The organism is Rhizobium sp. BE258 (assembly GCF_031457345.1).
Taxonomy (GTDB): Bacteria; Pseudomonadota; Alphaproteobacteria; order Rhizobiales; family Rhizobiaceae; genus Rhizobium.
Genome location: NZ_JAVDWL010000007.1, coordinates 334048 through 357366 on the forward strand (window position 1 = coordinate 334048; position 23319 = coordinate 357366).

The window sequence follows — 23319 nt, forward strand, 5'->3', positions numbered from 1 at the left end:
TGATCGCCATGACAGAACATAACGTCCGCAACTTCAACATCAATTTCGGACCGCAGCATCCGGCGGCGCACGGCGTTCTTCGTCTTGTCCTGGAGCTTGACGGCGAAATTGTGGAGCGTGTTGATCCGCATATCGGCCTGCTGCATCGCGGCACCGAGAAGCTGATCGAGACCAAGACCTATCTGCAGGCCGTTCCCTATTTCGACCGTCTCGACTACGTCGCGCCGATGAACCAGGAACATGCTTTCGCGCTGTCCGTCGAAAAGCTGCTCGGCATCGATATTCCGATCCGCGGCCAGCTGATCCGCGTTCTCTACTCGGAAATCGGCCGTATCCTTTCACATCTCCTGAACGTCACGACGCAGGCGATGGACGTCGGCGCGCTGACGCCGCCGCTCTGGGGCTTCGAAGAGCGCGAAAAGCTGATGGTGTTCTATGAGCGTGCCTGCGGCGCGCGCATGCACGCTGCCTATTTCCGTCCGGGCGGCGTCCACCAGGATCTGCCGGAAGATCTCGTCGAGGATATCGGCAAGTGGTGCGACCAGTTCCCGGGCAAGCTCGATGACATCGATGATCTGCTCACCGGCAACCGCATCTTCAAGCAGCGTAACGTCGATATCGGCGTCGTCTCGCTGGAAGATTGCTGGGCTTGGGGTTTCTCGGGCGTCATGGTGCGCGGTTCGGGTGCTGCCTGGGACCTGCGCCGTTCGCAGCCCTACGAATGCTATTCCGATCTCGAATTCGATATCCCGATCGGCAAGAACGGCGACTGCTACGACCGCTACCTGATCCGCATGATCGAAATGCGCGAATCGGTCCGCATCATGAAGCAGTGCGTCAATCGCCTGCTTTCCGACGCGAAGACTGGTCCGTTCTCCTCCATCGACGGCAAGGTCGTGCCGCCGAAGCGTGGACAGATGAAGCGCTCGATGGAAGCGCTGATCCACCACTTCAAGCTCTACACCGAAGGCTATCACGTCCCGGCCGGCGAAGTGTACGCCGCTGTCGAAGCGCCGAAGGGCGAGTTCGGCGTCTACGTGGTCTCCGATGGCAGCAACAAGCCGTACCGCTGCAAGATCCGCGCCCCGGGCTATGCCCACCTTCAGGCGATGGACTTCATGTGCCGCGGTCACCAGCTGGCCGACGTTGCAGCCGTTCTCGGCTCGCTCGACATCGTCTTTGGTGAGGTTGACCGCTGATGAAGCTCACCGTGCTCTCGGTCGCCGCATTCCTCGTTGCCGCCTCGGCTTTCGCCCAGGACAACAACACGCAGGGATTCGGCCCGAAGCTCGGCGCTGATGAAGTAACGCCGCCAAGCGGTCGGGCCACGATGGGGGAGCTCTTGTCCAAGGGCTACCAGATCAAGGCTGCGGTACCGAATGGCAAGAAATTCGTAGTGTTTTTGCAGAAAGACCAGTCGGCCTACGCATGCGAGATGCAGTCATTGACCGCTTCGCAGTGTGGGACCCTAAACTGACAAGGCGTGAGGAAGAATGTCCGTTCGTCGACTAGCCGAAGATCAATTCCAGCCTGCCGCATTCGCCTTCAATGACGAAAACGCGGTCTGGGCGGATAAGACGATCCAGAAATATCCCGCAGGCCGTCAGCAGTCCGCGGTCATTCCGCTGCTGATGCGAGCGCAGGAGCAGGACGGTTGGGTCACGCGCGCGGCGATCGAGAAGGTCGCCGACATGCTTGACATGGCCTATATCCGTGTCCTCGAGGTCGCGACCTTCTACACGCAGTTCCAGCTGGGTCCCGTCGGTACGCGCGCTCACGTGCAGGTTTGCGGCACCACGCCCTGCATGCTGCGCGGTTCGGAAAAGCTGATGGGCGTCTGCCGCAGCAAGATCCACCAGCACCCGTTCGAGCGCAACGCCGAGGGCACGCTGTCCTGGGAAGAGGTCGAGTGTCTCGGGGCCTGCGTCAACGCGCCGATGATCATGATCGGCAAGGACACCTACGAGGATCTCACGCCTGAGCGTCTCGAAGAGATCATCGACACCTTCAACGCCGGCAACGGCGCCAGCATCACGCCTGGTCCGCAGATCGATCGTCACTTCTCGTCGCCGGAAGGTGGCCCGACGTCGCTTCTGACCGAAGAGCCGAAGGCGAAGGCAAAGACCTCTGCGAAGAAGGCCGATGCCGATGCCGTCAGCGTTCCGCCGTCGGAAGCCGCGCGTCCGAAGAGCACCGATGCAGAGACCAATGCCGCGCTGAAGACGCCTGTCACGGCGCCGAAGGCTGCTGCGAAGAACGCCGCCGCTGAAGCTGCACTCGCTGCCGCTGAAAAGCCTGCCAAGGCTGCCGCTGCTCCGGCCGCTGCCAAGCCGTCCCTGGAAGACAAGAACCGTCCGGCCGGCATCGCAAAGCCTGCTGCGCCTGACGATCTGAAACTGATCTCCGGCGTTGGTCCGAAGATCGAAGCTATTTTGAACGAACTCGGCATCTTCACCTTCGCGCAAGTCGGCGCGTGGAAGAAGGCTGAACGCGAATGGGTCGATGGATACTTGAATTTCAAGGGCCGCATCGAGCGCGACGACTGGGTCAAGCAGGCCAAGGCGCTCGCCAAGGGCGGTGAAGCGGAATATATCAAGGTCTTCGGCAAGAAGCCGCGGTAAGAGGTGAAGCATGTTACAAGATAAAGACCGCATCTTTACCAATATCTACGGCCTCAAGGACAAGTCCCTGAAGGGCGCGATGAGCCGCGGCCACTGGGATGGTACCAAGCAGATCCTCGAGAAGGGCCGCGACTGGATCATCAATGAGATGAAGGCTTCCGGCCTTCGCGGACGTGGCGGCGCAGGCTTCCCGACCGGCCTCAAGTGGTCCTTCATGCCGAAGGAATCCGACGGCCGTCCGCACTATCTCGTCGTCAACGCCGACGAATCGGAACCAGGCACCTGCAAAGACCGCGATATCATGCGCCACGATCCGCATACGCTGATCGAAGGCTGCGTTATCGCGAGCTTCGCCATGGGTGCCAACGCCGCCTATATCTACGTGCGCGGCGAATACATCCGTGAGCGTGAAGCCCTCCAGGCGGCGATCGACGAATGCTACGACGCCGGTCTGCTCGGCAAGAGCAACAAGCTCGGCTACCCGATGGACATCTACGTCCACCACGGCGCTGGCGCCTATATCTGCGGCGAAGAAACCGCGCTGCTCGAAAGCCTGGAAGGCAAGAAAGGTCAGCCGCGCCTGAAGCCGCCGTTCCCGGCGAACATGGGTCTCTACGGCTGCCCGACGACCGTCAACAACGTCGAATCGATCGCCGTTGCGCCGACCATCCTGCGCCGTGGCGCCGGCTGGTTCTCCTCGATCGGCCGTCCGAACAATGTCGGCACCAAGCTGTTCATGCTCTCGGGCCACGTCAACAAGCCGTGCACCGTTGAAGAAGAGATGGGCATCACCTTCCGTGAGCTCGTCGATCGCCACGCCGGCGGCATCCGCGGCGGCTGGGACAACCTGCTCGCCGTCATTCCGGGCGGCGCATCGTGCCCGATCGTGCCCGCCAAGGACATCATCGACTGCCCGATGGACTTCGACGGCCTTCGCGCCGTCGGCTCGTCCTTCGGTACGGCCGCCGCGATCGTCATGGACAAGTCCACCGACGTCATCAAGGCGATCGCCCGTATCTCTGCCTTCTTCAAGCATGAGAGCTGCGGCCAGTGCACGCCGTGCCGCGAAGGCACCGGCTGGATGTGGCGCGTCATGGAGCGCATGGCCAAGGGCAACGCCCAGAAGCGCGAAATCGACATGCTGTTCCAGGTCACTAAGCAGATCGAAGGCCACACCATCTGTGCGCTTGGCGACGCTGCTGCATGGCCGGTCCAGGGTCTGATCCGCAATTTCCGTCCGGAAATCGAAGCGCGTATCGATCAGTACACTGCAAGTGCCATGGATCACGGCGCTGTTCTGGAAGCCGCGGAGTAAGCGATGACGAAGGCATCGGGCAGAGAAGACAAGCAGGGGGCGGCCGATTTCTCGGCTGACTTTGGCCGTCTTGCTGCCGAGATGCTGAAAAATGCCAAGGCAATGCCGATCCACCCGCTGATGGCCCATCCGGCCGCGGCGATGGCAGCAGCGACCGCCGTCGGCATCGGTTTTTCGACGCAGATGGCCGGCGCCTTCTTCGGAGCGCTGCAGGGCGCCTTCGAGGCGACCAGCCGGATTGCCGAGGCGCTCGACGAAACGCCGCCGCAGGCCGCAAAGCCCGAGGTGCGCATCAAGCCGGAAAACATCCGTCCGGCGGCCGTGCGCAAGGCGAAGCTCTCGATCGTCGCGGCCGAGGAGCCCAAGGCTCTGGTTGCGAAAAAGCCGGTCAGCCGTGCGAAGAAGGCTGACGACCTGAAGCTGATTTCGGGCATCGGTCCGAAGCTGGAGCAGGTTCTGAACGCCAGGGGCATCCGCACGTTCGCGGCGATTGCCGCCTGGAGCGACGCGGAAGCGGCAGGCGTTGATGCCGATCTCGGCTTCGACGGCCGGATCGCCCGCGACGACTGGCGCGGCCAGGCAAAGGTGCTCGCGGCGAAGGGCCGCAAGCGAAGCTGAAATTTTCCGGCTGACCCAAGCGGCCGGAGGGAATAGGGCAGGCATGGCGGGGCAGGGGCCTCGTTCACGGCAGGCCGATCGGGTCTCGGGTTCCCCGGGGCCGGGGAAAGACAATTTGGGCGACGCCGATGCCTGCGGGGACGAAATCCCGCCTGGCAGCGGTCATGTTGCAGAATAGGTTTGTTTGCCGCCATCCGGCGAACGGGAAACAGGACTTGAGTGACGATGGCAAAACTGAAGATTGACGGCAACGAGATCGAGGTCCCGGATCACTACACGCTCATCCAGGCGTGTGAGGAAGCCGGCGCTGAAGTTCCGCGCTTCTGCTTCCATGAGCGGCTGTCGGTCGCCGGCAATTGCCGCATGTGCCTCGTCGAGGTGAAGGGTGGCCCGCCGAAGCCGCAGGCTTCCTGCGCCATGGGTGTTCGCGATATCCGCGGCGGCCCGAATGGCGAACTGCCTGAAGTTTTCACCAACACGCCGATGGTCAAGAAGGCCCGCGAAGGCGTGATGGAATTCCTGCTGATCAACCATCCGCTGGATTGCCCGATCTGCGACCAGGGCGGCGAATGCGATCTGCAGGACCAGGCGATGGCCTTCGGTATCGACACCTCGCGCTATCAGGAAGACAAGCGCGCCGTCGAAGACAAGTATATCGGCCCGCTCGTCAAGACGGTCATGAACCGCTGCATCCACTGCACGCGCTGCGTCCGCTTCACCACGGAAGTTGCCGGTATCTCCGAGCTCGGCCTGATCGGCCGCGGCGAAGATGCTGAAATCACCACCTATCTCGAGCAGGCGATGACCTCGGAGCTGCAGGGCAACGTTGTTGACCTCTGCCCGGTCGGCGCGCTGACCTCCAAGCCTTTCGCCTTCACGGCCCGTCCGTGGGAACTGAACAAGACTGAATCGATCGACGTCATGGACGCGCTCGGCTCGGCGATCCGCGTCGATACCCGTGGCCGCGAAGTCATGCGCGTCATGCCGCGCGTCAACGACCAGATCAACGAAGAGTGGATCTCCGACAAGAGCCGCTTCATCTGGGACGGCCTGAAGACGCAGCGCCTCGATCGTCCTTACGTCCGCAAGAGCGGCCGCCTGCAGCCGGCAACCTGGGCCGAAGCCTTCGGCGCCATCAAGACGGCAGTGGCTGGCACGACCGGCGAGAAGATCGGCGCGATTGCCGGCGACCTCTCCACAGTCGAAGAAATGTACGCGCTGCAGGAACTGGTAAAGTCGCTCGGTTCCGAGAACCTCGACTGTCGCCAGGATGGGGCGGCACTTGATCCGTCGCTCGGCCGCGCAAGCTACCTCTTCAACCCGACCATCCAGGGCATCGAAGAAGCCGACGCGCTGCTGATCATCGGCGCCAACCCGCGCTTCGAAGCGGCCGTTCTCAACGCCCGCATCCGCAAGCGCTGGCGCCGCGGCGGTTTCCCGATCGGTGTTATCGGCGAAGCCGGCGACATGCGCTACGATTACGAATATCTCGGCGCTGGCCCGGATACGCTGAAGGATTTGGTCGATGGCAACCACGCCTTCGCCAAGGTTCTCGCTGATGCCAAGAAGCCGCTGATCATTATCGGCCAGGGCGCGCTCTCGCGTGTTGATGGTGCCGGCGTTCTCGCCAGCGCTGCCAAGCTCGCAGGCACGGTCGGCGCCGTTGCCGACGGCTGGAACGGTTTTGCGGTCCTGCACACGGCAGCGGCCCGCGTCGGCGGCCTCGACCTCGGCTTCGTGCCGGGCGCCAAAGGCGTCAACGCTGCGGACATGCTGTCCTCCATGGACGTGCTCTTCCTGCTGGGCGCAGACGAACTTGATTTCACCAAGAAGGCCGCGAAGTTCACGGTCTATATCGGCTCGCATGGCGACCAGGGCGCGCATAACGCCGACGTCATCCTTCCGGCTGCTGCCTATACCGAAAAGTCCGGTACCTGGGTCAACACCGAAGGCCGCGTCCAGATGGGCAACCGCGCCGGTTTCGCACCGGGCGATGCCCGCGAAGACTGGGCGATCCTGCGTGCACTTTCCGACGTGCTCGGCAAGAAGCTTCCCTTTGATTCGCTTGGCGAATTGCGCGGCAAGCTCTATGCGGCATTCCCGCATTTCGCAGCCATCGATGAGATCGCCGAAAGCGACAGCGCCAAAATTGCCGCAGTTGCGAAAAAAGCCGGGAAGATGAACAAATCCGGGTTTGCTTCACCGGTCAAAGACTTCTATTTGACGAACCCGATCGCGCGCGCCTCGGCTGTCATGGCCGAGTGCTCGGCATTGGCCCGCAACAACTTCAAAGTCGCGGCAGAGTAAGGGCAGGGGACTATGGAATCGTTTGTTTCAACTTATGTCTTGCCTGGCCTCATCATGGTCGGTCAGTCGCTGCTCATGCTTGTCTGCCTGCTGGTCTTCATCGCATACATCCTGCTTGCCGACCGTAAGATCTGGGCTGCCGTTCAGCTGCGCCGTGGACCCAATGTGGTTGGTCCCTTCGGTCTTTTCCAGTCCTTCGCCGACCTTTTGAAGTTTGTCTTCAAGGAGCCGGTCATTCCGGCCGGCGCCAACAAGGTCGTCTTCCTGCTGGCCCCGCTGGTCACCGTGCTTCTGGCGCTGTCGACTTGGGCGGTCGTGCCGGTTGCCAACGGCTGGGTCATCGCCAACATCAATGTCGGCATTCTCTACATTCTGGCGATCTCGTCGCTCGAAGTGTACGGCATCATCATGGGCGGCTGGGCTTCGAACTCGAAGTACCCGTTCCTCGGCGCGCTCCGCTCTGCAGCACAGATGGTCTCATATGAAGTCTCGATCGGCTTCGTCATTGTCACCGTTCTTCTCTGCGTGGGTTCGCTGAACCTGACGGATATCGTCATGTCGCAGCAGACCGGTCTCGGCACCAAGCTCGGCCTGCCCAGCTCGTTCCTCGACTGGCACTGGCTGTCGTTGTTCCCGATGTTCATCATCTTCTTCATTTCGGCGCTTGCTGAAACCAACCGTCCGCCTTTCGACCTTCCGGAAGCGGAATCGGAACTGGTTGCCGGCTTCATGGTCGAATATGGCTCCTCGCCATATATGATGTTCATGCTCGGCGAATATGCTGCCATCTGCCTGATGTGCTCGCTGACGACGATCCTGTTCCTCGGCGGCTGGCTGCCTCCGGTCGATTTCTGGCTGATCAATTGGGTCCCGGGCATCATCTGGTTCATGCTGAAGTCGTGCTTCGTGTTCTTCATGTTCGCGATGGTCAAGGCTTTCGTGCCGCGCTACCGCTATGACCAGCTGATGCGCCTCGGCTGGAAGGTCTTCCTTCCGCTGTCGCTCGCCATGGTCGTCATTGTTGCATTCGTGCTGAAGCTGATGGGATGGGCGTGATCATGTCCTTCCTCGGTTCCAGCAAATTTGGAGGTTGAAGATGGCCAGCTTGTCCAACGCCGTCAGCTCGCTGTTCCTCAAGGAATTCGTCGGCGCATTCTTTCTGTCGATGCGCTACTTCTTCAAGCAGAAGGCGACGATCAACTACCCGTTCGAAAAGGGTCCGGTCTCTCCGCGTTTCCGCGGCGAACACGCACTGCGCCGTTATCCGAACGGTGAAGAGCGCTGCATCGCCTGCAAGCTCTGCGAAGCGATCTGTCCCGCTCAGGCGATCACCATCGAAGCCGGCCCGCGCCGCAATGACGGCACGCGCCGCACGGTGCGTTACGACATCGACATGGTGAAGTGCATCTATTGCGGCTTCTGCCAGGAAGCTTGCCCTGTCGATGCGATCGTCGAAGGCCCGAATTTCGAATTCGCCACGGAGACCCGCGAAGAGCTTTACTTCGACAAGCAGCGGCTTCTCGACAATGGCGACCGGTGGGAACGTGAAATCGCGCGCAACATCGCGATCGACGCTCCTTACCGTTGATTGAAATTTGAAATGCCGCAGGGCTGGCGTTTGCCGCCCGCGGTCAACATGCACCGGAGCTTTGCCGGCCCTTCAGGGGCGACGAAGCTTCATCGGGCAGGGAAACTCCCGGCTGCCCGGGGGAAGATGAAAAAGGCACCAACATGGGTCTGCAGGCTCTATTTTTCTATCTTTTCGCCTTCGTCGCGATAGCGTCGGCGTTCATGGTCATCTGGGCAAAGAACCCGGTTCACTCGGTTCTGTTCCTGATCCTGACCTTCTTTAACGCCGCGGGCCTCTTCCTGCTGCTCGGCGCCGAGTTCCTGGCGATGATCCTGCTCGTCGTCTATGTCGGCGCAGTGGCGGTTCTCTTCCTCTTCGTGGTCATGATGCTCGACATCGACTTCACGGAGCTGCGTGCGGGCGTTCTCGAATATGCGCCAATCGGCGCGCTGATCGGCCTGATCCTCGCAGCCGAGCTGATCGTCGTCGTCGGCGGCAGCGTGATCTCGCCCGAGATCGCCAAGACCGTCGCCATGCCGATCCCGGCGCTGACGGAACGCACCAATACGGCGGCGCTCGGCGACGTGCTCTATACGAATTACGTCTACTTCTTCCAGATCGCCGGGCTGGTGCTTCTGGTCGCCATGATCGGCGCGATCGTGCTGACGCTCAAGCATCGCACCAATATCCGCCGCCAGAATATTTCCCAGCAGGTTGCCCGCACGCCGGCGACCGCCGTCGAGGTGGTCACCGTCAAGCCGGGGCAGGGTGTCTAAGGACAGGTATAAGGAACAAAGAACATGGTCATCGGTCTTTCCCACTACCTGACGGTCAGCGCCATCCTCTTCACGCTCGGCGTCTTCGGCATCTTCCTGAACCGCAAGAACATCATCGTCATACTGATGTCGATCGAACTCATTCTGCTTGCGGTCAACATCAACATGGTCGCCTTCTCGTCGTTCCTCAACGACATCGTCGGCCAGGTCTTCGCACTTTTCATTCTGACCGTTGCGGCTGCAGAAGCGGCGATCGGTCTTGCAATTCTCGTTGTCTTCTACCGTAACCGCGGTTCGATCGCGGTCGAAGACGTCAATATGATGAAGGGCTGAGCGGCTCATGTTCCTCTATAAGGCTATCGTCTTTCTTCCCTTGATCGGCGCGATCATTGCCGGCCTTTTCGGCCGCGCGATCGGCGCCAAGGCATCGGAATACGTCACCAGCGGCCTGATGATCATCACCGCCGCTCTCTCCTGGTATGTGTTCTTCATGGTGGCGCTCGGCCATCCGGAAGGCGCCATCAAGGTGGAAGTGCTGCGCTGGATCCAGTCCGGCGGCATCGACGTCTCCTGGTCGCTGCGCATCGACACGCTCACCTCCGTCATGCTGATCGTCGTCAACACGGTCTCGACGCTGGTGCACATCTACTCGATCGGATACATGCATCATGATCCGCATCGCCCGCGCTTCTTCGCCTATCTGTCGCTCTTCACCTTTGCCATGCTGATGCTGGTGACCTCCGACAACCTGCTGCAGATGTTCTTCGGCTGGGAAGGCGTGGGTCTGGCCTCCTATCTCCTGATCGGTTTCTGGTTCAAGAAGCCGTCCGCTTCGGCTGCCGCGATGAAGGCTTTCATCGTCAACCGCGTCGGCGACTTCGGCTTCGTGCTCGGTATTGCCGGTGTCTTCGTGCTGTTCGGCGCCATCAACTTCGACACGATCTTCGCCAACGCTGCGAACTTCGCGCCGCATGAAGGTGCTGAAGCTGCCAGCGAAGTGGTTCTGAACCTCTTCGGCATGCAGCTCGACAAGACGCATGCGCTGACGGCCGTCTGCCTGCTGCTGTTCATGGGTGCCATGGGTAAGTCGGCGCAGTTCCTGCTCCACACCTGGCTGCCGGACGCCATGGAAGGCCCGACCCCGGTTTCGGCGCTCATTCACGCCGCAACCATGGTCACCGCCGGCGTCTTCCTCGTCGCCCGCATGTCGCCGCTGTTCGAGCTGTCGCATGATGCCCTGACCGTCGTCACCATCATCGGTGCGATCACCGCCTTCTTCGCGGCAACGGTCGGCCTCGTCCAGAACGACATCAAGCGCGTCATCGCCTATTCCACCTGCTCGCAGCTCGGCTACATGTTCGTGGCTCTCGGAGTGGGGGCTTACGGCGCCGCAATCTTCCACCTTTTCACGCACGCCTTCTTCAAGGCTCTGCTGTTCCTTTGCGCCGGTTCGGTCATCCACGCCGTCGATGGCGAACAGGACATGCGTTACATGGGCGGCCTGCGTCCGCACATCAAGGTAACGTTCTGGATGATGATGATCGGCACGCTCGCCATCACCGGCGTCGGCATTCCGTTCACGCCGTTCGGCTTTGCAGGCTTCTTCTCGAAGGACGTCATCATCGAAGCTGCCTACGCGTCGCATTCGCCGGCCGCAGGCTTTGCCTTCACGATGCTCGTCATCGCCGCGCTGTTCACCAGCTTCTATTCCTGGCGCCTGATCTTCATGACCTTCTTCGGCAAGCCGCGCGCTTCCCACGAAGTCATGCATCACGTCCATGAATCGCCGCAGGTCATGCTGGTGCCGCTCTATATCCTCGCGATCGGCGCCGTCTTCGCAGGCTTCCTCTTCGAGGGCCGCTTCTACGGCGAAGAATATGCCGAATTCTGGAAGGGCGCGCTGTTCACCTCCAAGGAGAATGAACTGCTGGAACACTTCCATCACGTTCCGGCCCTGGTGGCTCTGAGCCCCTTCATCGCCATGGTCGTCGGTTTCGTGATTGCCTGGTACATGTACATCAAGTCGCCTTCGACGCCGCGGGTTCTCGCCCAGCAGCATCGCGTGCTCTACCAGTTCCTCTTGAACAAGTGGTACTTCGACGAGCTCTACGACTTCCTCTTCGTCCGCTCCGCCAAGGCTCTTGGCAAGTTCCTGTGGCAGAAGGGTGATGTCGGCGTCATCGATACCTATGGTCCGAACGGCATTGCCGCCCGCGTCGTCGATGTGACGAACCGCGTGGTCCGCCTGCAGACCGGTTACCTCTATCACTACGCCTTCGCGATGCTGATCGGCATTGCAGCGCTCGTTACCTGGATGATGCTCGGGAGTTCCTTCTGATGACCGATTGGCCTATTCTTACAACGGTCACCTTCCTACCGCTGGTCGGCGTGGTGCTTCTGCTCTTGATGAATGAAAACGGCCCGAACGGCCGCCGGAACGTGCTCAACATCGCGTTGTTCACGACCATCGTCACGTTCCTGCTGTCGCTTCTGATCTGGATCGGCTTCGATAACGCCAATCCGGGCTTCCAGATGATCGAGAAGCATGCCTGGCTCGGCACCGGCATCGGCTACCATGTCGGTATCGACGGCATCTCGATGCTGTTCGTCATCCTGTCGACCTTCCTCATGCCCTTCTGCGTGCTGGCCAGCTGGCTCTCGGTCGAGAAGCGCCTGAAGGAATACATGATCGCCTTCCTCATCCTCGAAGTGATGATGGTCGGTGTCTTCGTGTCGCTCGATATCGTGCTGTTCTACGTGTTCTTCGAAGCAGGCCTGATCCCGATGTTCCTGATCATCGGCGTCTGGGGCGGCGCGAACCGCGTTTACGCAAGCTACAAGTTCTTCCTCTACACGCTGCTCGGCTCGGTGCTGATGCTGCTTGCCATCATGGCAATGTACTGGCAGGCCGGCACGACCGATATTTCGGCGCTGCTCGCCTACAAGTTCCCGCCGCAGATGCAGACGTGGTTATGGCTGGCCTTCTTTGCCTCCTTCGCGGTGAAGATGCCGATGTGGCCCGTCCACACCTGGCTTCCCGATGCGCACGTTCAGGCCCCGACGGCTGGCTCCGTCATCCTGGCAGGCGTGCTCCTGAAGCTCGGCGGCTACGGGCTCATCCGCTTCTCGCTCGGCATGTTCCCGGTGGCGTCCGACTTCTTCGCGCCGATGGTCTTTGCCTTGTCGGTGATCGCCATCATCTACACCTCGCTGGTGGCGATGATGCAGGACGACATCAAGAAGCTGATCGCCTACTCGTCGGTGGCGCACATGGGCTATGTCACCATGGGCATCTTTGCCGCCAACATGCAGGGCGTTCAGGGCTCGATCTTCCAGATGCTGTCGCACGGCATCGTCTCCGGCGCGCTCTTCCTCTGCGTCGGCGTTGTCTACGACCGCACCCATACCCGCGAGATCGCGGCCTATGGCGGCCTCGTCAACAACATGCCGAAATACGCGGTAGCGATGATGGTTTTCACCATGGCCAATGTCGGTCTTCCCGGCACCTCCGGCTTCATCGGTGAATTCCTGACCCTGATCGGCGTCTTCCGTGCCAACACCTGGGTTGCGCTGTTTGCTGCCACCGGTGTCATCCTTTCGGCCGCCTATGCTCTGTGGCTCTATCGCCGCGTGATCTTCGGCGCGCTGGAGAAGGAAAAGCTGAAGGCGCTTCTCGATCTTTCGCCGCGTGAGCAGCTTCTGCTCTACCCGCTGATTGCGCTGACCATCCTCTTCGGTGTCTATCCGGCACCGGTCTTCGATGCGACGGCCGCTTCAGTGGATCTGCTGGTGAATAACTATACGGCCGCCGTACACGCAGCGCAGAACGTTGCGCTGTCGATGAATTGATGACGGGACTATTTGGACATGACCGCTGAAACCATTCTTGCAAGTCTGCATCTCGCCGCGCCGGAGTTGATCCTCGCGGTAGGCGCCCTTGTCCTTCTGATGATCGGCGTCTTTGCGGGCGAGCGTTCCGGGCGCATGGTGAGCGTGCTCGCCATGATCCTGTTTGCCGCCTCGGCGCTCTGGCTGATCTTCATCCCGTCCACGGGCCTTGCCTTCGGCGGTGTGTATCAGGCGGACGGCTTCTCCCGCTTCATGAAGGTTACTGCGCTGACCGGCTCCTTCGTGGCGCTGTTCATGTCGCTCGGCCTTGCCAAGGAAAACCAGCTCGACAAGTTCGAGTTCCCGGTTCTCCTCGTGCTCTGCACGCTCGGCATCATGCTGATGATCTCGGCAAACGACCTGATCGCTCTCTATCTCGGCCTCGAGCTGCAGTCGCTGGCGATCTATGTCGTCGCTGCGATCAACCGCGACAGCGTCAAGTCGACTGAAGCCGGCCTGAAGTATTTCGTCCTCGGCGCGCTCTCCTCGGGCATGCTGCTCTACGGCATGTCGCTCGTCTACGGCTTCACCGGCCACACGCATTTCGCCGACATCGCCCAGGCGCTGAATGTCGAAGGTGCGCGTTCGCTGGGCTTGATCTTCGGTCTGGTCTTCATCCTCGCCGGTATCGCCTTCAAGATCTCGGCCGTGCCGTTCCACATGTGGACACCTGACGTTTATGAGGGTGCACCTACCCCGGTCACGGCCTTCCTGGCCAGCGCGCCGAAGGTTGCCGCCATGGCGATGATGACCCGCATCGTCATCACCGCCTTCCAGCCGATCATGGCGGACTGGCAGCAGGTCGTCGTCTTCATCTCGATCGCCTCGATGCTGCTCGGTTCCTTCGCCGCTATCGGCCAGAAGAACATCAAGCGACTGATGGCCTATTCGTCGATCGGTCACATGGGCTATGCGCTGGTCGGCCTCGCAGCCGGCAACCAGACGGGCGTCTCCGGCGTCATGCTCTATATGGTCATCTACATGGTCATGACGCTCGGCTCCTTCGCGATCATCATGTCGATGCGCCGCAAGGATGGCACCGTCGTCGAAGGTATCGATGATCTCGCAGGTCTCTCCAGCACCAACCCGTTCATGGCGACCGTGCTGACGATCCTGATGTTCTCGCTGGCCGGCATTCCGCCGATGGCAGGCTTCTTCGCGAAGTACTTCGTCTTCGTCGCCGCCATAGAAGCCAAGCTCTATGCGCTGGCGATCATCGGCGTTCTGGCTTCGGTCGTTGGCGCTTACTACTACCTGCGCGTCATCAAGCTGATGTGGTTCGATGAAGCCAAGGGTGAGTTTGCCCGCGTCTCCGGCGCTCTCAAGCTGGTCTACGGTCTCTCCGGTCTGTTCGTTCTCGCCTATGTTCTCATCGGCGGTCCGATCGGCGGTGCGGCTGAGCTCGCGGCAGCGACGCTGTTCTGATGGTGTCTCCCATGCGCCGCCGGATATCGCTCGGCGATTTCCGGCATGAAGCGCTGCCGGAGACCCCGTCGACCAATACGGAATGCCTTGCCCGGGCTCGGGCAGGGGACAGCGGCTTCCTCTGGGTGACCGCCGTCAGGCAGACAGGCGGCCGCGGCCGCCGTGGACGCCCCTGGGTTTCCGAACCCGGCAATCTCTACGCCTCTCTTCTTCTTATCGATCCGGCGCCGATGGAGCGCATGGGCTCCCTGCCGCTGGCGATTGCGGTTGCCGTGCATCAGGCCGTTCGCATGGTGCTGCCGCCAGCCGCCGAGCCGCTCGAAGTCAAGTGGCCGAACGACATCCTGATCGGCCGCAAGAAGACCTGCGGCATCCTCGTCGAGGGCGAGCAGCTGCCGGATGGCCGCTATGCGCTGGTGATCGGCATCGGCATCAATGTTTCCGTCATGCCTGATAATCCGATGTATCCGGTGACCTGCATCAGGGAGCAGGGTGGCAGGGCTTCCCCTGAGGAATTGTTTGCGCATCTCTATGCCTCGATGGCCGAAGTTCTGGATATCTGGAACGAGGGCCGCGGCATCCGGGAGATTACCGCACGCTGGCGCGATGTCGCCTGCGGCATTGGCGAGAAGATTACGGTGAATTTGCCGGACAGGTCGATTTCCGGCCAATTCGCCGGAATTGATGATAATGGGCTGTTGATGCTCGATACCGGCGCAGGCAGGATACTGCAGATCGCTGCCGGTGATGTTTTCTTTGGATAGTAGGACCTAATGGCGAAACAGGACGAACTGGTATTTCTTCCGCTGGGCGGCGTCGGCGAGATCGGCATGAATCTCGCGCTGTACGGCTACGGCCCCGCGGATCATCGCCAGTGGATCATGGTCGATTGCGGCGTGACCTTCCCGGGTCCCGATCTGCCGGGTGTCGATCTGGTGCTCCCCGATATCCGCTTTCTCGCCAAGGAGCGAAAGAGCCTCAGGGCCATCATCATCACCCATGCCCACGAAGACCACTACGGTGCACTGGCCGATCTCTGGCCGGGCCTGAACGTCCCGGTCTACGCCTCGCCGTTCACGGCCGGGCTTCTCGAAGCCAAGCGCAATTTCGAGAAGGACGCGATCGGCGAAGTGCCGGTGACGATCTTCAAGGCGGGCGATACGATCAATGTCGGCCCCTTCAGCATCGAAGGCGTCGCCGTCAACCACTCGATCCCCGAGCCGATGTCGCTGATGATCCGCACGCCGCTCGGCAATGTCATCCATACCGGCGACTGGAAGATCGACCACGAGCCGTCGCTCGGGCCGTTGACCGACGAGACCCGCTTCCGCCAACTCGGCGACGAAGGCGTCCTGGCGCTGATGTGCGATTCCACCAACGCGCTGCGCGATGGTGTCTCGCCATCCGAAAAGGATGTTTCCGCCAGCCTGCGCAAGATCATCGAGAATGCCGAAGGACGCGTGGCGATTACCACTTTCTCCTCGAATGTCGGCCGTATCCGCACCGTCGCCGAGGCAGCCGAGGCCGCCGGCCGCGAGATCCTGCTGCTCGGCAGTTCGCTGAAGCGTGTCGTCGATGTCTCCCGCGAGCTGGGCCTGATGGAAGGCATCAAGCCGTTCATCGCCGAAGACGAATACGGCTATATCCCGCGTGACAAGGTCGTGGTGATCCTGACCGGCAGCCAGGGCGAGCCGCGTGCCGCTCTCGCCAAGCTGTCGCGGGACGAGATGCGCAACGTGGCGCTTGCCGCCGGCGACATCGTGGTCTTCTCCTCGCGCGCCATTCCCGGCAACGAGAAAGCCATTCAGGACATCAAGAACGGCCTCGTCGAGCAGGGCATTCACATCATCACCGACAGTGAAGCGCTGGTTCACGTTTCCGGCCATCCGCGCCGCAACGAACTGCAGAAGATGTACCAGCTGGTGCGGCCGAAGATTCTCGTGCCTGTGCACGGCGAGGCGACGCATCTGACGGCGCATAAGGAACTTGCCGAACAGTCGGGCATCGCCAGCGTTCCCCGTGTGCGCAACGGCGACGTGCTGCGCCTGGCGCCGGGTCCGGCCCAGGTCATCGATGAAGCCCCGCATGGCCGGATCTACAAGGACGGCTCACTGATCGGCGATTTCGAGGAAATGGGCATCGGCGATCGCAAGAAGCTCTCCTATGTCGGCCATGTCGCCGTCAACGTGCTGCTGGACAGCCGCTTCGACATCATCGGCGAGCCGGATGTCGTGGCGATCGGCCTGCCTGTTTACGACGACGAAGGTGATGAACTCGAGGATACGCTTTATGACGCTGTCGTCGGCGCCATCGAGAGCATTCCGCGCGCCCGTCGCAAGGATCTGGACATGGTGCAGGAGGCCGCGCGCCGCGCTGTGCGCTCGGCGGCAAACCATGCCTGGGGCAAGAAGCCGGTTGTGACTGTCTTCCTCAGCAAGGTCTGACCTTATGCTCGGCCGCGTCAATCACATCGCGCTTGCCGTCCCCGATCTCGCTGCGGCGAGCGCCAGCTATCGTGATACCCTGGGTGCCAGGGTATCACAGCCGCAGGCCCTGCCTGACCACGGCGTCACCGTCGTCTTCGTCGAGCTCGAGAACACCAAAGTCGAACTGCTGGAGCCGCTCGGCGATGCCTCGCCGATTGCAGCCTTCCTCGAAAAGAACCCTGCCGGCGGCATGCACCATATCTGCTACGAGGTGGCGGATATCATTGCTGCCCGTGATCAGTTGCTGACATCAGGGGCTAGGGTGCTGGGCAACGGCGAACCGAAAACCGGCGCCCATGACAAGCCGGTTCTGTTCTTGCACCCCAAGGATTTCTTCGGGACGCTGATCGAGCTGGAGCAGGTCTGACCGCCACTCGAAGCACAACCCGATATTCATATTGAATATTTACCTAGGGTTGCTATTCCTCTCGAAGGTGGAGGAACGCAAATGTCGGTCAGATCAATAGGGATCGCCTGTGCTATTTGTCCAGCCGTGCCTGCCGGCGCCCATGCGCAAGCGGCGGTCGATGGCAATGCCCTTACCGCGAGGGCGAGGCATCAGCTCGAATGCTCCGCAGTCTTTCGTCTTCTGGTCGAGGCCTATCCCAGGAACTGGCAAACCCGCCAGCGCGAGCGTATGTATGACGCATTCTTGGTGTTGAGCAGCGCAGGCGAACAAAATCTCGTGCGCGCAGGTCAGCCCAAGCCTGCCGCGGAGGCGATCGTGCAGGCCCGTGTCGATGAGCTGATCAGGCAATTGGAAGACGGCATGCCACCGGAACAGTTCAGCGCGGCCTTGAAGGACTGCACGAGACTCCGTAGTGAGACGCTTCGCGACTGATAGGGCCCGCTGCGGCAGAGTGACCTATTCCCCAGCTGAGCGCGCGGCGTGATTTGAGCTTCGCGCCAATCCACTCTATAAGGCGCGGCGTTGCGATGGTCGCAACGCGATTTGGAACCCACCATGCTGCAGATTTTCTTACAGGGCTTCGCCGTCTATTTCATCGTCTGGTGGATCACGCTTTTCGCCGTCCTGCCGATCGGTCTGCGCACGCAGGCGGATGACAACGAGATCGTGCTCGGCACCATTCCAAGTGCGCCGACACGCTTCCGCGCGCTCTTCGTATTCTCGACGACGACGGTGGTTTCAGCGATCGTCTATGGCGCGTGGTATTTCTCGTCGACCTACTTCGGCTGGGGGTTCGACGCCCTGCCGCAGATCGGCCCAGCCTTCAACATCGAATAGGGCTTTTGCTCAATCTTTGAGCATATGCGTTAGTTCTCTCGAAAATGCCGTCATACGGCTGTCATCAAGATGATGCAAAGAGCTCACGCGGCGGCAAGAGCATCTGCCGCGACGTCAATTCTCTGATGTTTACGTTAGGGAAGGGGCTGAAAAACCAAAAAAAAACAAGGCTAAAAGCCTTGTTTTAAGTATCGCGTGATCCGTAACCGTTACCGGGGCTGCGACAAGCGCGCCTAAGATCTGATCCTCCCAAGACTTGACCGCGAGTTGGCAAGAATTTATCTCCTTGCCTGTTTTGTGAGCTGAAACTAGCTCAAAGAATGGGCTTTGTCACCAGCTTTTTTTGCATTTTTGCTACAGTCGGGTAAAAAATTCCTGTTGACAAGATTTTGATGCAAGCCCTTATAAACACGCGATTTTTTCTGCATTCGCATTTTCCGGACGTTAACTTGCGTCTGCGGAAGGCTGCTTGCGTATCGCGCGGGTTTCTTTCCGGCTGCGAAGCAGATATGAACGCTGCCACTGTTAACGATTGCCGTCGATTCCGCGATTGATGTGGAATCCCAACTGCTCTGGAATCCGTCATGCGTCTGTCCCGCTACTTCCTGCCCATCCTGAAGGAAAACCCCAAGGAGGCGGAAATCGTCTCCCACCGGCTGATGCTGCGCGCCGGCATGATCCGCCAGCAGTCGCAGGGCATCTATTCCTGGCTGCCGCTCGGCAAGCGCGTCCTCGACAAGGTCAACAATATCATCCGCGAGGAGCAGAACCGCTCCGGCGCCATCGAGCTGTCGATGCCGACGCTGCAGTCTGCCGAGCTCTGGCAGGAAAGCGGCCGCTACGACGCCTATGGCAAGGAAATGCTGCGCATCAAGGACCGCCAGGACCGTCCGATGCTCTACGGCCCGACCAACGAAGAGATGGTCACCGACATCTTCCGGTCCTACGTCAAGTCCTACAAGGACCTGCCGCTGAACCTCTATCATATCCAGCTGAAGTTCCGCGACGAGATCCGTCCGCGTTTCGGCACCATGCGCTCGCGCGAGTTCATGATGAAGGATGCCTATTCCTTCGACCTGACGCGCGAAGGCGCCGAGCACTCCTATAAGAAGATGTTCGCCGCCTACCTGCGCACCTTCGATCGTCTCGGCCTGCGCGCCATTCCGATGCGTGCCGATACCGGCCCGATCGGCGGCGATCTCAGCCACGAATTCATCATCCTGGCCGACACCGGCGAATCCGAAGTCTACAGCCACAAGGACTTCGTGAATTTCGACATCCCCTCTGTCGATACCGATTTCGACGACGTCGCCGGTTTGGATGCGATCTTCAAGAAGTGGACGTCGGTCTACGCCGCCACCTCGGAAATGCATGACGAAGCCGCTTTCGACGCCATTCCCGAGAGCGACAGGCTTTCGGCGCGCGGCATCGAAGTCGGTCATATCTTCTATTTCGGCACGAAATATTCCGACCCGATGGGCGCCAAGGTGCAGGGACCTGACGGCAAGGAACACAATGTTCACATGGGTTCTTACGGGATCGGTCCGACACGCCTTGTTCCCGCCATCATCGAAGCATCGCATGATGAGAACGGAATCATCTGGCCGGCCTCCGTCGCGCCGTTCGATGCGATCGTGATCAACATGAAGGCCGGCGACGCCGCTTGCGACAGCGCCTGCGAAAAGATCTATGCCGCGCTCTCCAAGGCCGGCAAGGACGTCCTTTATGACGATACCGACGATCGCGCCGGAACGAAATTCGCGACGGCAGACCTGATCGGTGTTCCGGTTCAGATCATTGCCGGCCCGCGTGCGGTCGCGAACGGCGAAGTCGAAGTCAAGGACCGCAAGACGGGCGCCCGCGAAACGATGACGATCGACGCGGCGATCAACAAGCTCTTGGGCTGATATCGGAGGCGAAATGGCAGACGCAGCAGTGGACCAGCGGGGTTCCAAATCCGGTTTCGGTTCGGCGAGTAAGCCATTTTCCACCTTCGAACGCATGGTCGCCTGGCGCTATCTGCGCGCCCGGCGAAAGGAAGCCTTCATTTCGGTGATCGCCGGCTTCTCCTTCGTCGGCATCATGCTCGGCGTCGCGACGCTGATCATCGTCATGGCCGTGATGAACGGGTTCCGCACCGAGCTGATCTCGCGCATTCTCGGCATCAATGGCCATATGATCGTCCAGCCGGTCGATGCGCCGTTCACCGACTATGCGGCGCTGACGGAGAAATTCGCCGCCGTGCCCGGTATCCGCATGGCTCTGCCGCTGGTCGAGGGCCAGACGCTGGCGTCAGGCCAGGGTGGGGCGGGCAGCGGCGCGCTGGTGCGCGGTATTCGCTCCGAAGACCTGACCAAGCTGAAAACCGTCTCCGACAACATTAAGTCCGGCGATCTCGTCGGCTTCATGTCCGGGCAGGGCGTGTTGATCGGCTCCGGCATGGCCAACCAGCTGGGGCTGCAGGCAGGCGACACGATCACGCTGATTTCGCCGGAAGGCGATGTGACGCCGATGGGCGTCAATCCGCGCGTCAAGTCCTACACCATATCGGGTATCTTCGAGATCGGCATGTCGGAATATGATTCCGCCATCATCTACATGCCGCTCGAGGAGGCGCAGCTCTATTTCAATTCGGAAGGGCTGGTGCAGTCGATCGAGCTCTTCGCCAATAATCCCGATGATATCGACAATCTGAGGCCGAAGGTGGAGGATGCCGCTGGCCGCCAGATCGCCATCACCGACTGGCGCCAGCGCAACCAGACCTTCTTCTCCGCGCTACAGGTCGAGCGCAATGTCATGTTCATGATCCTGACGCTGATCGTTCTGGTCGCGGCGCTGAACATCATCTCCGGCCTGATCATGCTGGTGAAGGACAAGGGCAGCGATATCGCCATCCTGCGCACCATGGGCGCCAGCTCCGGTGCGATCATGCGCATCTTCTTCATGACCGGCGCCGCAATCGGTATCGTCGGCACGCTGGCAGGCGTTCTGCTCGGCGTTGTCGTCTGCATCAATATCGAGTCGATCCGCCAGTTCTTCTCCTGGATCACCGGCACCATTCTCTTCAATCCGCAGCTCTATTTCCTGAGCCAGCTGCCGGCCGAGATGAGCGTCAGCGAGACGACCTCTGTCGTGATCATGGCGCTGACGCTGTCCTTCCTTGCGACCATCTTCCCGGCCTGGCGCGCCTCGCGCCTCGATCCGGTGCAAGCGCTACGTTACGAATAAGGAATGCTGAACTCCATGAAACGCAATGTCGTTCTCAAGCTTTCCGGCGTCGAGCGTCACTACGGGCAGGGCGATACGGTGCTCTCGATTTTGAAGGGCGCGGATTTCACGCTGCATAGCGGCGAAATCGTCGCGCTTGTCGCGCCCTCGGGTACCGGCAAGTCGACGCTGCTGCATCTGGCGGGTCTGCTGGAGCACCCTGATGACGGCGAGGTCAGCATCAACGGTCATGCCTGCAACGGGCTCTCCGACGACAAGCGAACCGCGATCCGCCGCAGCGAGATCGGCTTCGTCTATCAGTTTCATCACCTGCTGCCGGAATTCTCGGCGCAGGAAAACATCATGATGCCGCAGATGATATCAGGCCTGGCGCGCAAGGAAGCTGCCGTGCGCGCCCAGCAGCTCCTCGAATACATGCGCATCGGCCATCGCGGCGCCCATCGCCCGGGCGAGCTCTCCGGCGGCGAGCAGCAGCGCGTGGCGATCGCCCGCGCTGTTGCCAATGCGCCGTCGCTGCTTCTCGCCGACGAGCCGACCGGCAATCTCGATCCGGAAACCGCCAACTACGTCTTCGACGCGCTGGAAGCGCTGGTTCGCCAGTCCGGTCTCGCGGCACTGATCGCCACCCACAATCACGATCTCGCCGCGCGCATGGACCGCCGCGTGACGATCACCGACGGCAAGGTCGTCGAGTTCTAAAGGCGGATCAGACCGCCGCGATAATCGAGCTCGTAAGCGCGCCGTTCTTCAACGACAATCATCTCCATGCCGCGGAAATGGCCGCAATCACCCTCGCTTCGGTCGATATACAGGCCGAACTCGTGCTCATATTCCATGCCGCCGAGAAAGCGTTTTTCACCGCCATAAAGCGCCGAGAGTGCTGCCTTGATCACGGCCCCGGCGCGGCTGCCGTCGATCAGCCGCGGCTCGATGATGTGGCCGAAGTAGTTCATCGCCCAGACGGGCTCGCCGTTCAGCCAGACGGTTTCCTGGCCGGCGAAATCGGTGCCGCCGAAATAGCTGTCGAGATAGCGCCATTCGCCGCGCTCATAGCCGATATCCTGCGATCCCGACCGGCAGGCCGCTATCTTTGCTCCGCCGCCGACATAGGTCTGCGATTTTGCCTCGACGATGAAGTCGTTCAAGAAAGTGAGATACATGCCGCGCCTCCTGCGATATGTCTCGCAGACGCAACGATATTTGTAAAGAACAAAAAGAGAACAAGCGTCAGTTGCCGCAGATCGACTGGCCGGTTTCGTCCTTCCAGTCGGTAATGGCGATAACGCGCGGCTCCGATGTCTGATCCTTGCCTCCTTTCTGCAATTTGCCCGTCAGCGCATTGTAGTCGCAGGTGCCACCGGCATCCGGGTCGAGCGTGTCGTAATCGCTGTAGGTATAGCCGGCGACGACGAACTGGCCGTTGCGATAGGCGAGCGTCAGCGTCTGCTCCCAGCGGTCCCGGCCGATGGCGCTGTTCTGCGAATGGACGGCGATCGACGATTTTCCGGCGGCCTTGATCGACGGCTCCTGGCCGTAGATCCCGTCCACAGCCGTGCTGCCCCAGATCTTGCCGGGTGCGCTGGCAGCGAGCCGCAGCAGATCGTGGTCGTCGCGCAGATAGATGTAGATGCCGAGCTGATCGTCTTCGGCATCCGCCGCGGCCTCGGCAAGCACTGCCAGATCGGGCTTCCCATCGCCGTTCCAATCGCCCACGGCCGCATCGACGATGCGGGCGGGGCCGGTGTCTGCGGCAATAGCGGCCTGGGCCGAAAGCAGGGCGGCGGCAAGGATTGTGAGGCGCATGTTTCTCTCCTGTTCCGCGTTAACCAAACAGAAAAC

Annotated in this window: 23 protein-coding genes; 21 read left to right on the forward strand and 2 right to left on the reverse strand. The window is 60.8% G+C overall.

The features are described 5' to 3' along the window. Positions 1 to 8 precede the first annotated feature (8 nt). The 21 genes from J2X43_RS24285 (at position 9) to J2X43_RS24385 (ending at position 22179) form a co-directional block, all read left to right on the forward strand. Positions 9 to 1199, forward strand: coding sequence for an NADH-quinone oxidoreductase subunit D (locus J2X43_RS24285; protein ID WP_310298445.1), 1191 nt, complete (start codon positions 9 to 11; stop codon positions 1197 to 1199). Next, a complete protein-coding gene (locus J2X43_RS24290; RefSeq protein ID WP_310298448.1) occupies positions 1199 to 1477 on the forward strand; it encodes a hypothetical protein in 279 nt (92 codons plus the stop codon). Before J2X43_RS24285 ends, J2X43_RS24290 begins: the two co-directional genes overlap by 1 nt. A 16-nt stretch (positions 1478 to 1493) precedes the next feature. Then, the gene (locus J2X43_RS24295) at positions 1494 to 2621 is read left to right on the forward strand and encodes an NADH-quinone oxidoreductase subunit E (RefSeq protein ID WP_310298450.1); all 1128 of its coding nucleotides are present in this window, start codon (positions 1494 to 1496) and stop codon (positions 2619 to 2621) included. A 10-nt stretch (positions 2622 to 2631) separates the two neighbouring features. Next, positions 2632 to 3936: an NADH-quinone oxidoreductase subunit NuoF gene (gene nuoF / locus J2X43_RS24300; RefSeq protein ID WP_112389675.1), complete on the forward strand. Its 1305-nt coding sequence runs from the start codon at positions 2632 to 2634 to the stop codon at positions 3934 to 3936. A 3-nt stretch (positions 3937 to 3939) separates the two neighbouring features. Next, the gene (locus tag J2X43_RS24305) at positions 3940 to 4554 is read left to right on the forward strand and encodes a 5' DNA nuclease (RefSeq protein ID WP_310298454.1); all 615 of its coding nucleotides are present in this window, start codon (positions 3940 to 3942) and stop codon (positions 4552 to 4554) included. Between the two features lie 225 nt (positions 4555 to 4779). Then, positions 4780 to 6861, forward strand: a complete 2082-nt coding sequence (gene nuoG / locus J2X43_RS24310) for an NADH-quinone oxidoreductase subunit NuoG (RefSeq protein WP_310298457.1) — start codon at positions 4780 to 4782, stop codon at positions 6859 to 6861. A 12-nt stretch (positions 6862 to 6873) separates the two neighbouring features. Continuing rightward, complete coding sequence (gene nuoH, locus J2X43_RS24315) at positions 6874 to 7917, forward strand: NADH-quinone oxidoreductase subunit NuoH (protein WP_112389678.1); 1044 nt, start codon at positions 6874 to 6876, stop codon at positions 7915 to 7917. A 40-nt stretch (positions 7918 to 7957) separates the two neighbouring features. After that, the gene (nuoI, locus tag J2X43_RS24320; protein ID WP_112389679.1) at positions 7958 to 8449 is read left to right on the forward strand and encodes an NADH-quinone oxidoreductase subunit NuoI; all 492 of its coding nucleotides are present in this window, start codon (positions 7958 to 7960) and stop codon (positions 8447 to 8449) included. 143 nt (positions 8450 to 8592) lie between these two features. After that, positions 8593 to 9207, forward strand: coding sequence for an NADH-quinone oxidoreductase subunit J (locus J2X43_RS24325; protein ID WP_112389680.1), 615 nt, complete (start codon positions 8593 to 8595; stop codon positions 9205 to 9207). A gap of 24 nt (positions 9208 to 9231) precedes the next feature. Then, on the forward strand, positions 9232 to 9540 hold the full coding sequence (gene nuoK / locus J2X43_RS24330; RefSeq protein ID WP_018900202.1) for an NADH-quinone oxidoreductase subunit NuoK: 309 nt from the start codon (positions 9232 to 9234) through the stop codon (positions 9538 to 9540). A 7-nt stretch (positions 9541 to 9547) separates the two neighbouring features. After that, positions 9548 to 11545, forward strand: a complete 1998-nt coding sequence (gene nuoL, locus J2X43_RS24335; RefSeq protein ID WP_310298464.1) for an NADH-quinone oxidoreductase subunit L — start codon at positions 9548 to 9550, stop codon at positions 11543 to 11545. Further along, positions 11545 to 13056 carry an NADH-quinone oxidoreductase subunit M gene (locus J2X43_RS24340; protein WP_310298467.1) on the forward strand — a complete coding sequence of 504 codons (1512 nt, stop codon included), beginning with the start codon at positions 11545 to 11547 and terminating at the stop codon, positions 13054 to 13056. The genes nuoL and J2X43_RS24340 overlap by 1 nt, the downstream gene beginning before the upstream one ends. An 18-nt stretch (positions 13057 to 13074) precedes the next feature. Continuing rightward, complete coding sequence (nuoN, locus tag J2X43_RS24345) at positions 13075 to 14520, forward strand: NADH-quinone oxidoreductase subunit NuoN (RefSeq protein ID WP_112389751.1); 1446 nt, start codon at positions 13075 to 13077, stop codon at positions 14518 to 14520. Continuing rightward, positions 14520 to 15284, forward strand: a complete 765-nt coding sequence (locus tag J2X43_RS24350; protein WP_310298472.1) for a biotin--[acetyl-CoA-carboxylase] ligase — start codon at positions 14520 to 14522, stop codon at positions 15282 to 15284. The genes nuoN and J2X43_RS24350 overlap by 1 nt, the downstream gene beginning before the upstream one ends. A gap of 9 nt (positions 15285 to 15293) precedes the next feature. Further along, on the forward strand, positions 15294 to 16964 hold the full coding sequence (locus tag J2X43_RS24355; protein ID WP_310298475.1) for a ribonuclease J: 1671 nt from the start codon (positions 15294 to 15296) through the stop codon (positions 16962 to 16964). A gap of 4 nt (positions 16965 to 16968) precedes the next feature. Beyond that, positions 16969 to 17373 carry a methylmalonyl-CoA epimerase gene (gene mce / locus J2X43_RS24360; protein WP_310298478.1) on the forward strand — a complete coding sequence of 135 codons (405 nt, stop codon included), beginning with the start codon at positions 16969 to 16971 and terminating at the stop codon, positions 17371 to 17373. A gap of 81 nt (positions 17374 to 17454) precedes the next feature. After that, positions 17455 to 17847 (forward strand): hypothetical protein, encoded by a 393-nt coding sequence (locus J2X43_RS24365; protein ID WP_310298481.1) that lies wholly within the window; start codon positions 17455 to 17457, stop codon positions 17845 to 17847. 123 nt (positions 17848 to 17970) lie between these two features. Continuing rightward, positions 17971 to 18252: a DUF1467 family protein gene (locus tag J2X43_RS24370; RefSeq protein WP_310298484.1), complete on the forward strand. Its 282-nt coding sequence runs from the start codon at positions 17971 to 17973 to the stop codon at positions 18250 to 18252. Between the two features lie 584 nt (positions 18253 to 18836). Continuing rightward, a complete protein-coding gene (proS, locus tag J2X43_RS24375; RefSeq protein ID WP_112389687.1) occupies positions 18837 to 20159 on the forward strand; it encodes a proline--tRNA ligase in 1323 nt (440 codons plus the stop codon). A gap of 13 nt (positions 20160 to 20172) precedes the next feature. Next, positions 20173 to 21480: a lipoprotein-releasing ABC transporter permease subunit gene (locus J2X43_RS24380; protein ID WP_310298488.1), complete on the forward strand. Its 1308-nt coding sequence runs from the start codon at positions 20173 to 20175 to the stop codon at positions 21478 to 21480. A gap of 15 nt (positions 21481 to 21495) precedes the next feature. Then, complete coding sequence (locus tag J2X43_RS24385) at positions 21496 to 22179, forward strand: ABC transporter ATP-binding protein (protein WP_310298492.1); 684 nt, start codon at positions 21496 to 21498, stop codon at positions 22177 to 22179. Here J2X43_RS24385 and J2X43_RS24390 read toward each other — a convergent pair. Both J2X43_RS24390 and J2X43_RS24395 read right to left on the reverse strand, forming a co-directional pair. Beyond that, positions 22176 to 22640 carry a DUF5680 domain-containing protein gene (locus tag J2X43_RS24390; RefSeq protein ID WP_310298493.1) on the reverse strand — a complete coding sequence of 155 codons (465 nt, stop codon included), beginning with the start codon at positions 22638 to 22640 and terminating at the stop codon, positions 22176 to 22178. The genes J2X43_RS24385 and J2X43_RS24390 overlap by 4 nt on opposite strands. Positions 22641 to 22707: 67 nt before the next feature. After that, positions 22708 to 23283, reverse strand: a complete 576-nt coding sequence (locus tag J2X43_RS24395) for a hypothetical protein (protein WP_310298496.1) — start codon at positions 23281 to 23283, stop codon at positions 22708 to 22710. Positions 23284 to 23319 lie beyond the last annotated feature (36 nt).

What these genes read in the sequence shown, in the direction of transcription:
- J2X43_RS24285 (WP_310298445.1), top strand. Translation starts at nt 9, where the DNA reads ATGACAGAACATAACGTCCGCAACTTCAACATCAATTTCGGACCGCAG.
- J2X43_RS24290 (WP_310298448.1), top strand. Translation starts at nt 1,199, where the DNA reads ATGAAGCTCACCGTGCTCTCGGTCGCCGCATTCCTCGTTGCCGCCTCG.
- J2X43_RS24295 (WP_310298450.1), top strand. Translation starts at nt 1,494, where the DNA reads ATGTCCGTTCGTCGACTAGCCGAAGATCAATTCCAGCCTGCCGCATTC.
- nuoF (WP_112389675.1), top strand. Translation starts at nt 2,632, where the DNA reads ATGTTACAAGATAAAGACCGCATCTTTACCAATATCTACGGCCTCAAG.
- J2X43_RS24305 (WP_310298454.1), top strand. Translation starts at nt 3,940, where the DNA reads ATGACGAAGGCATCGGGCAGAGAAGACAAGCAGGGGGCGGCCGATTTC.
- nuoG (WP_310298457.1), top strand. Translation starts at nt 4,780, where the DNA reads ATGGCAAAACTGAAGATTGACGGCAACGAGATCGAGGTCCCGGATCAC.
- nuoH (WP_112389678.1), top strand. Translation starts at nt 6,874, where the DNA reads ATGGAATCGTTTGTTTCAACTTATGTCTTGCCTGGCCTCATCATGGTC.
- nuoI (WP_112389679.1), top strand. Translation starts at nt 7,958, where the DNA reads ATGGCCAGCTTGTCCAACGCCGTCAGCTCGCTGTTCCTCAAGGAATTC.
- J2X43_RS24325 (WP_112389680.1), top strand. Translation starts at nt 8,593, where the DNA reads ATGGGTCTGCAGGCTCTATTTTTCTATCTTTTCGCCTTCGTCGCGATA.
- nuoK (WP_018900202.1), top strand. Translation starts at nt 9,232, where the DNA reads ATGGTCATCGGTCTTTCCCACTACCTGACGGTCAGCGCCATCCTCTTC.
- nuoL (WP_310298464.1), top strand. Translation starts at nt 9,548, where the DNA reads ATGTTCCTCTATAAGGCTATCGTCTTTCTTCCCTTGATCGGCGCGATC.
- J2X43_RS24340 (WP_310298467.1), top strand. Translation starts at nt 11,545, where the DNA reads ATGACCGATTGGCCTATTCTTACAACGGTCACCTTCCTACCGCTGGTC.
- nuoN (WP_112389751.1), top strand. Translation starts at nt 13,075, where the DNA reads ATGACCGCTGAAACCATTCTTGCAAGTCTGCATCTCGCCGCGCCGGAG.
- J2X43_RS24350 (WP_310298472.1), top strand. Translation starts at nt 14,520, where the DNA reads ATGGTGTCTCCCATGCGCCGCCGGATATCGCTCGGCGATTTCCGGCAT.
- J2X43_RS24355 (WP_310298475.1), top strand. Translation starts at nt 15,294, where the DNA reads ATGGCGAAACAGGACGAACTGGTATTTCTTCCGCTGGGCGGCGTCGGC.
- mce (WP_310298478.1), top strand. Translation starts at nt 16,969, where the DNA reads ATGCTCGGCCGCGTCAATCACATCGCGCTTGCCGTCCCCGATCTCGCT.
- J2X43_RS24365 (WP_310298481.1), top strand. Translation starts at nt 17,455, where the DNA reads ATGTCGGTCAGATCAATAGGGATCGCCTGTGCTATTTGTCCAGCCGTG.
- J2X43_RS24370 (WP_310298484.1), top strand. Translation starts at nt 17,971, where the DNA reads ATGCTGCAGATTTTCTTACAGGGCTTCGCCGTCTATTTCATCGTCTGG.
- proS (WP_112389687.1), top strand. Translation starts at nt 18,837, where the DNA reads ATGCGTCTGTCCCGCTACTTCCTGCCCATCCTGAAGGAAAACCCCAAG.
- J2X43_RS24380 (WP_310298488.1), top strand. Translation starts at nt 20,173, where the DNA reads ATGGCAGACGCAGCAGTGGACCAGCGGGGTTCCAAATCCGGTTTCGGT.
- J2X43_RS24385 (WP_310298492.1), top strand. Translation starts at nt 21,496, where the DNA reads ATGAAACGCAATGTCGTTCTCAAGCTTTCCGGCGTCGAGCGTCACTAC.
- J2X43_RS24390 (WP_310298493.1), bottom strand. Translation starts at nt 22,640, where the DNA reads ATGTATCTCACTTTCTTGAACGACTTCATCGTCGAGGCAAAATCGCAG.
- J2X43_RS24395 (WP_310298496.1), bottom strand. Translation starts at nt 23,283, where the DNA reads ATGCGCCTCACAATCCTTGCCGCCGCCCTGCTTTCGGCCCAGGCCGCT.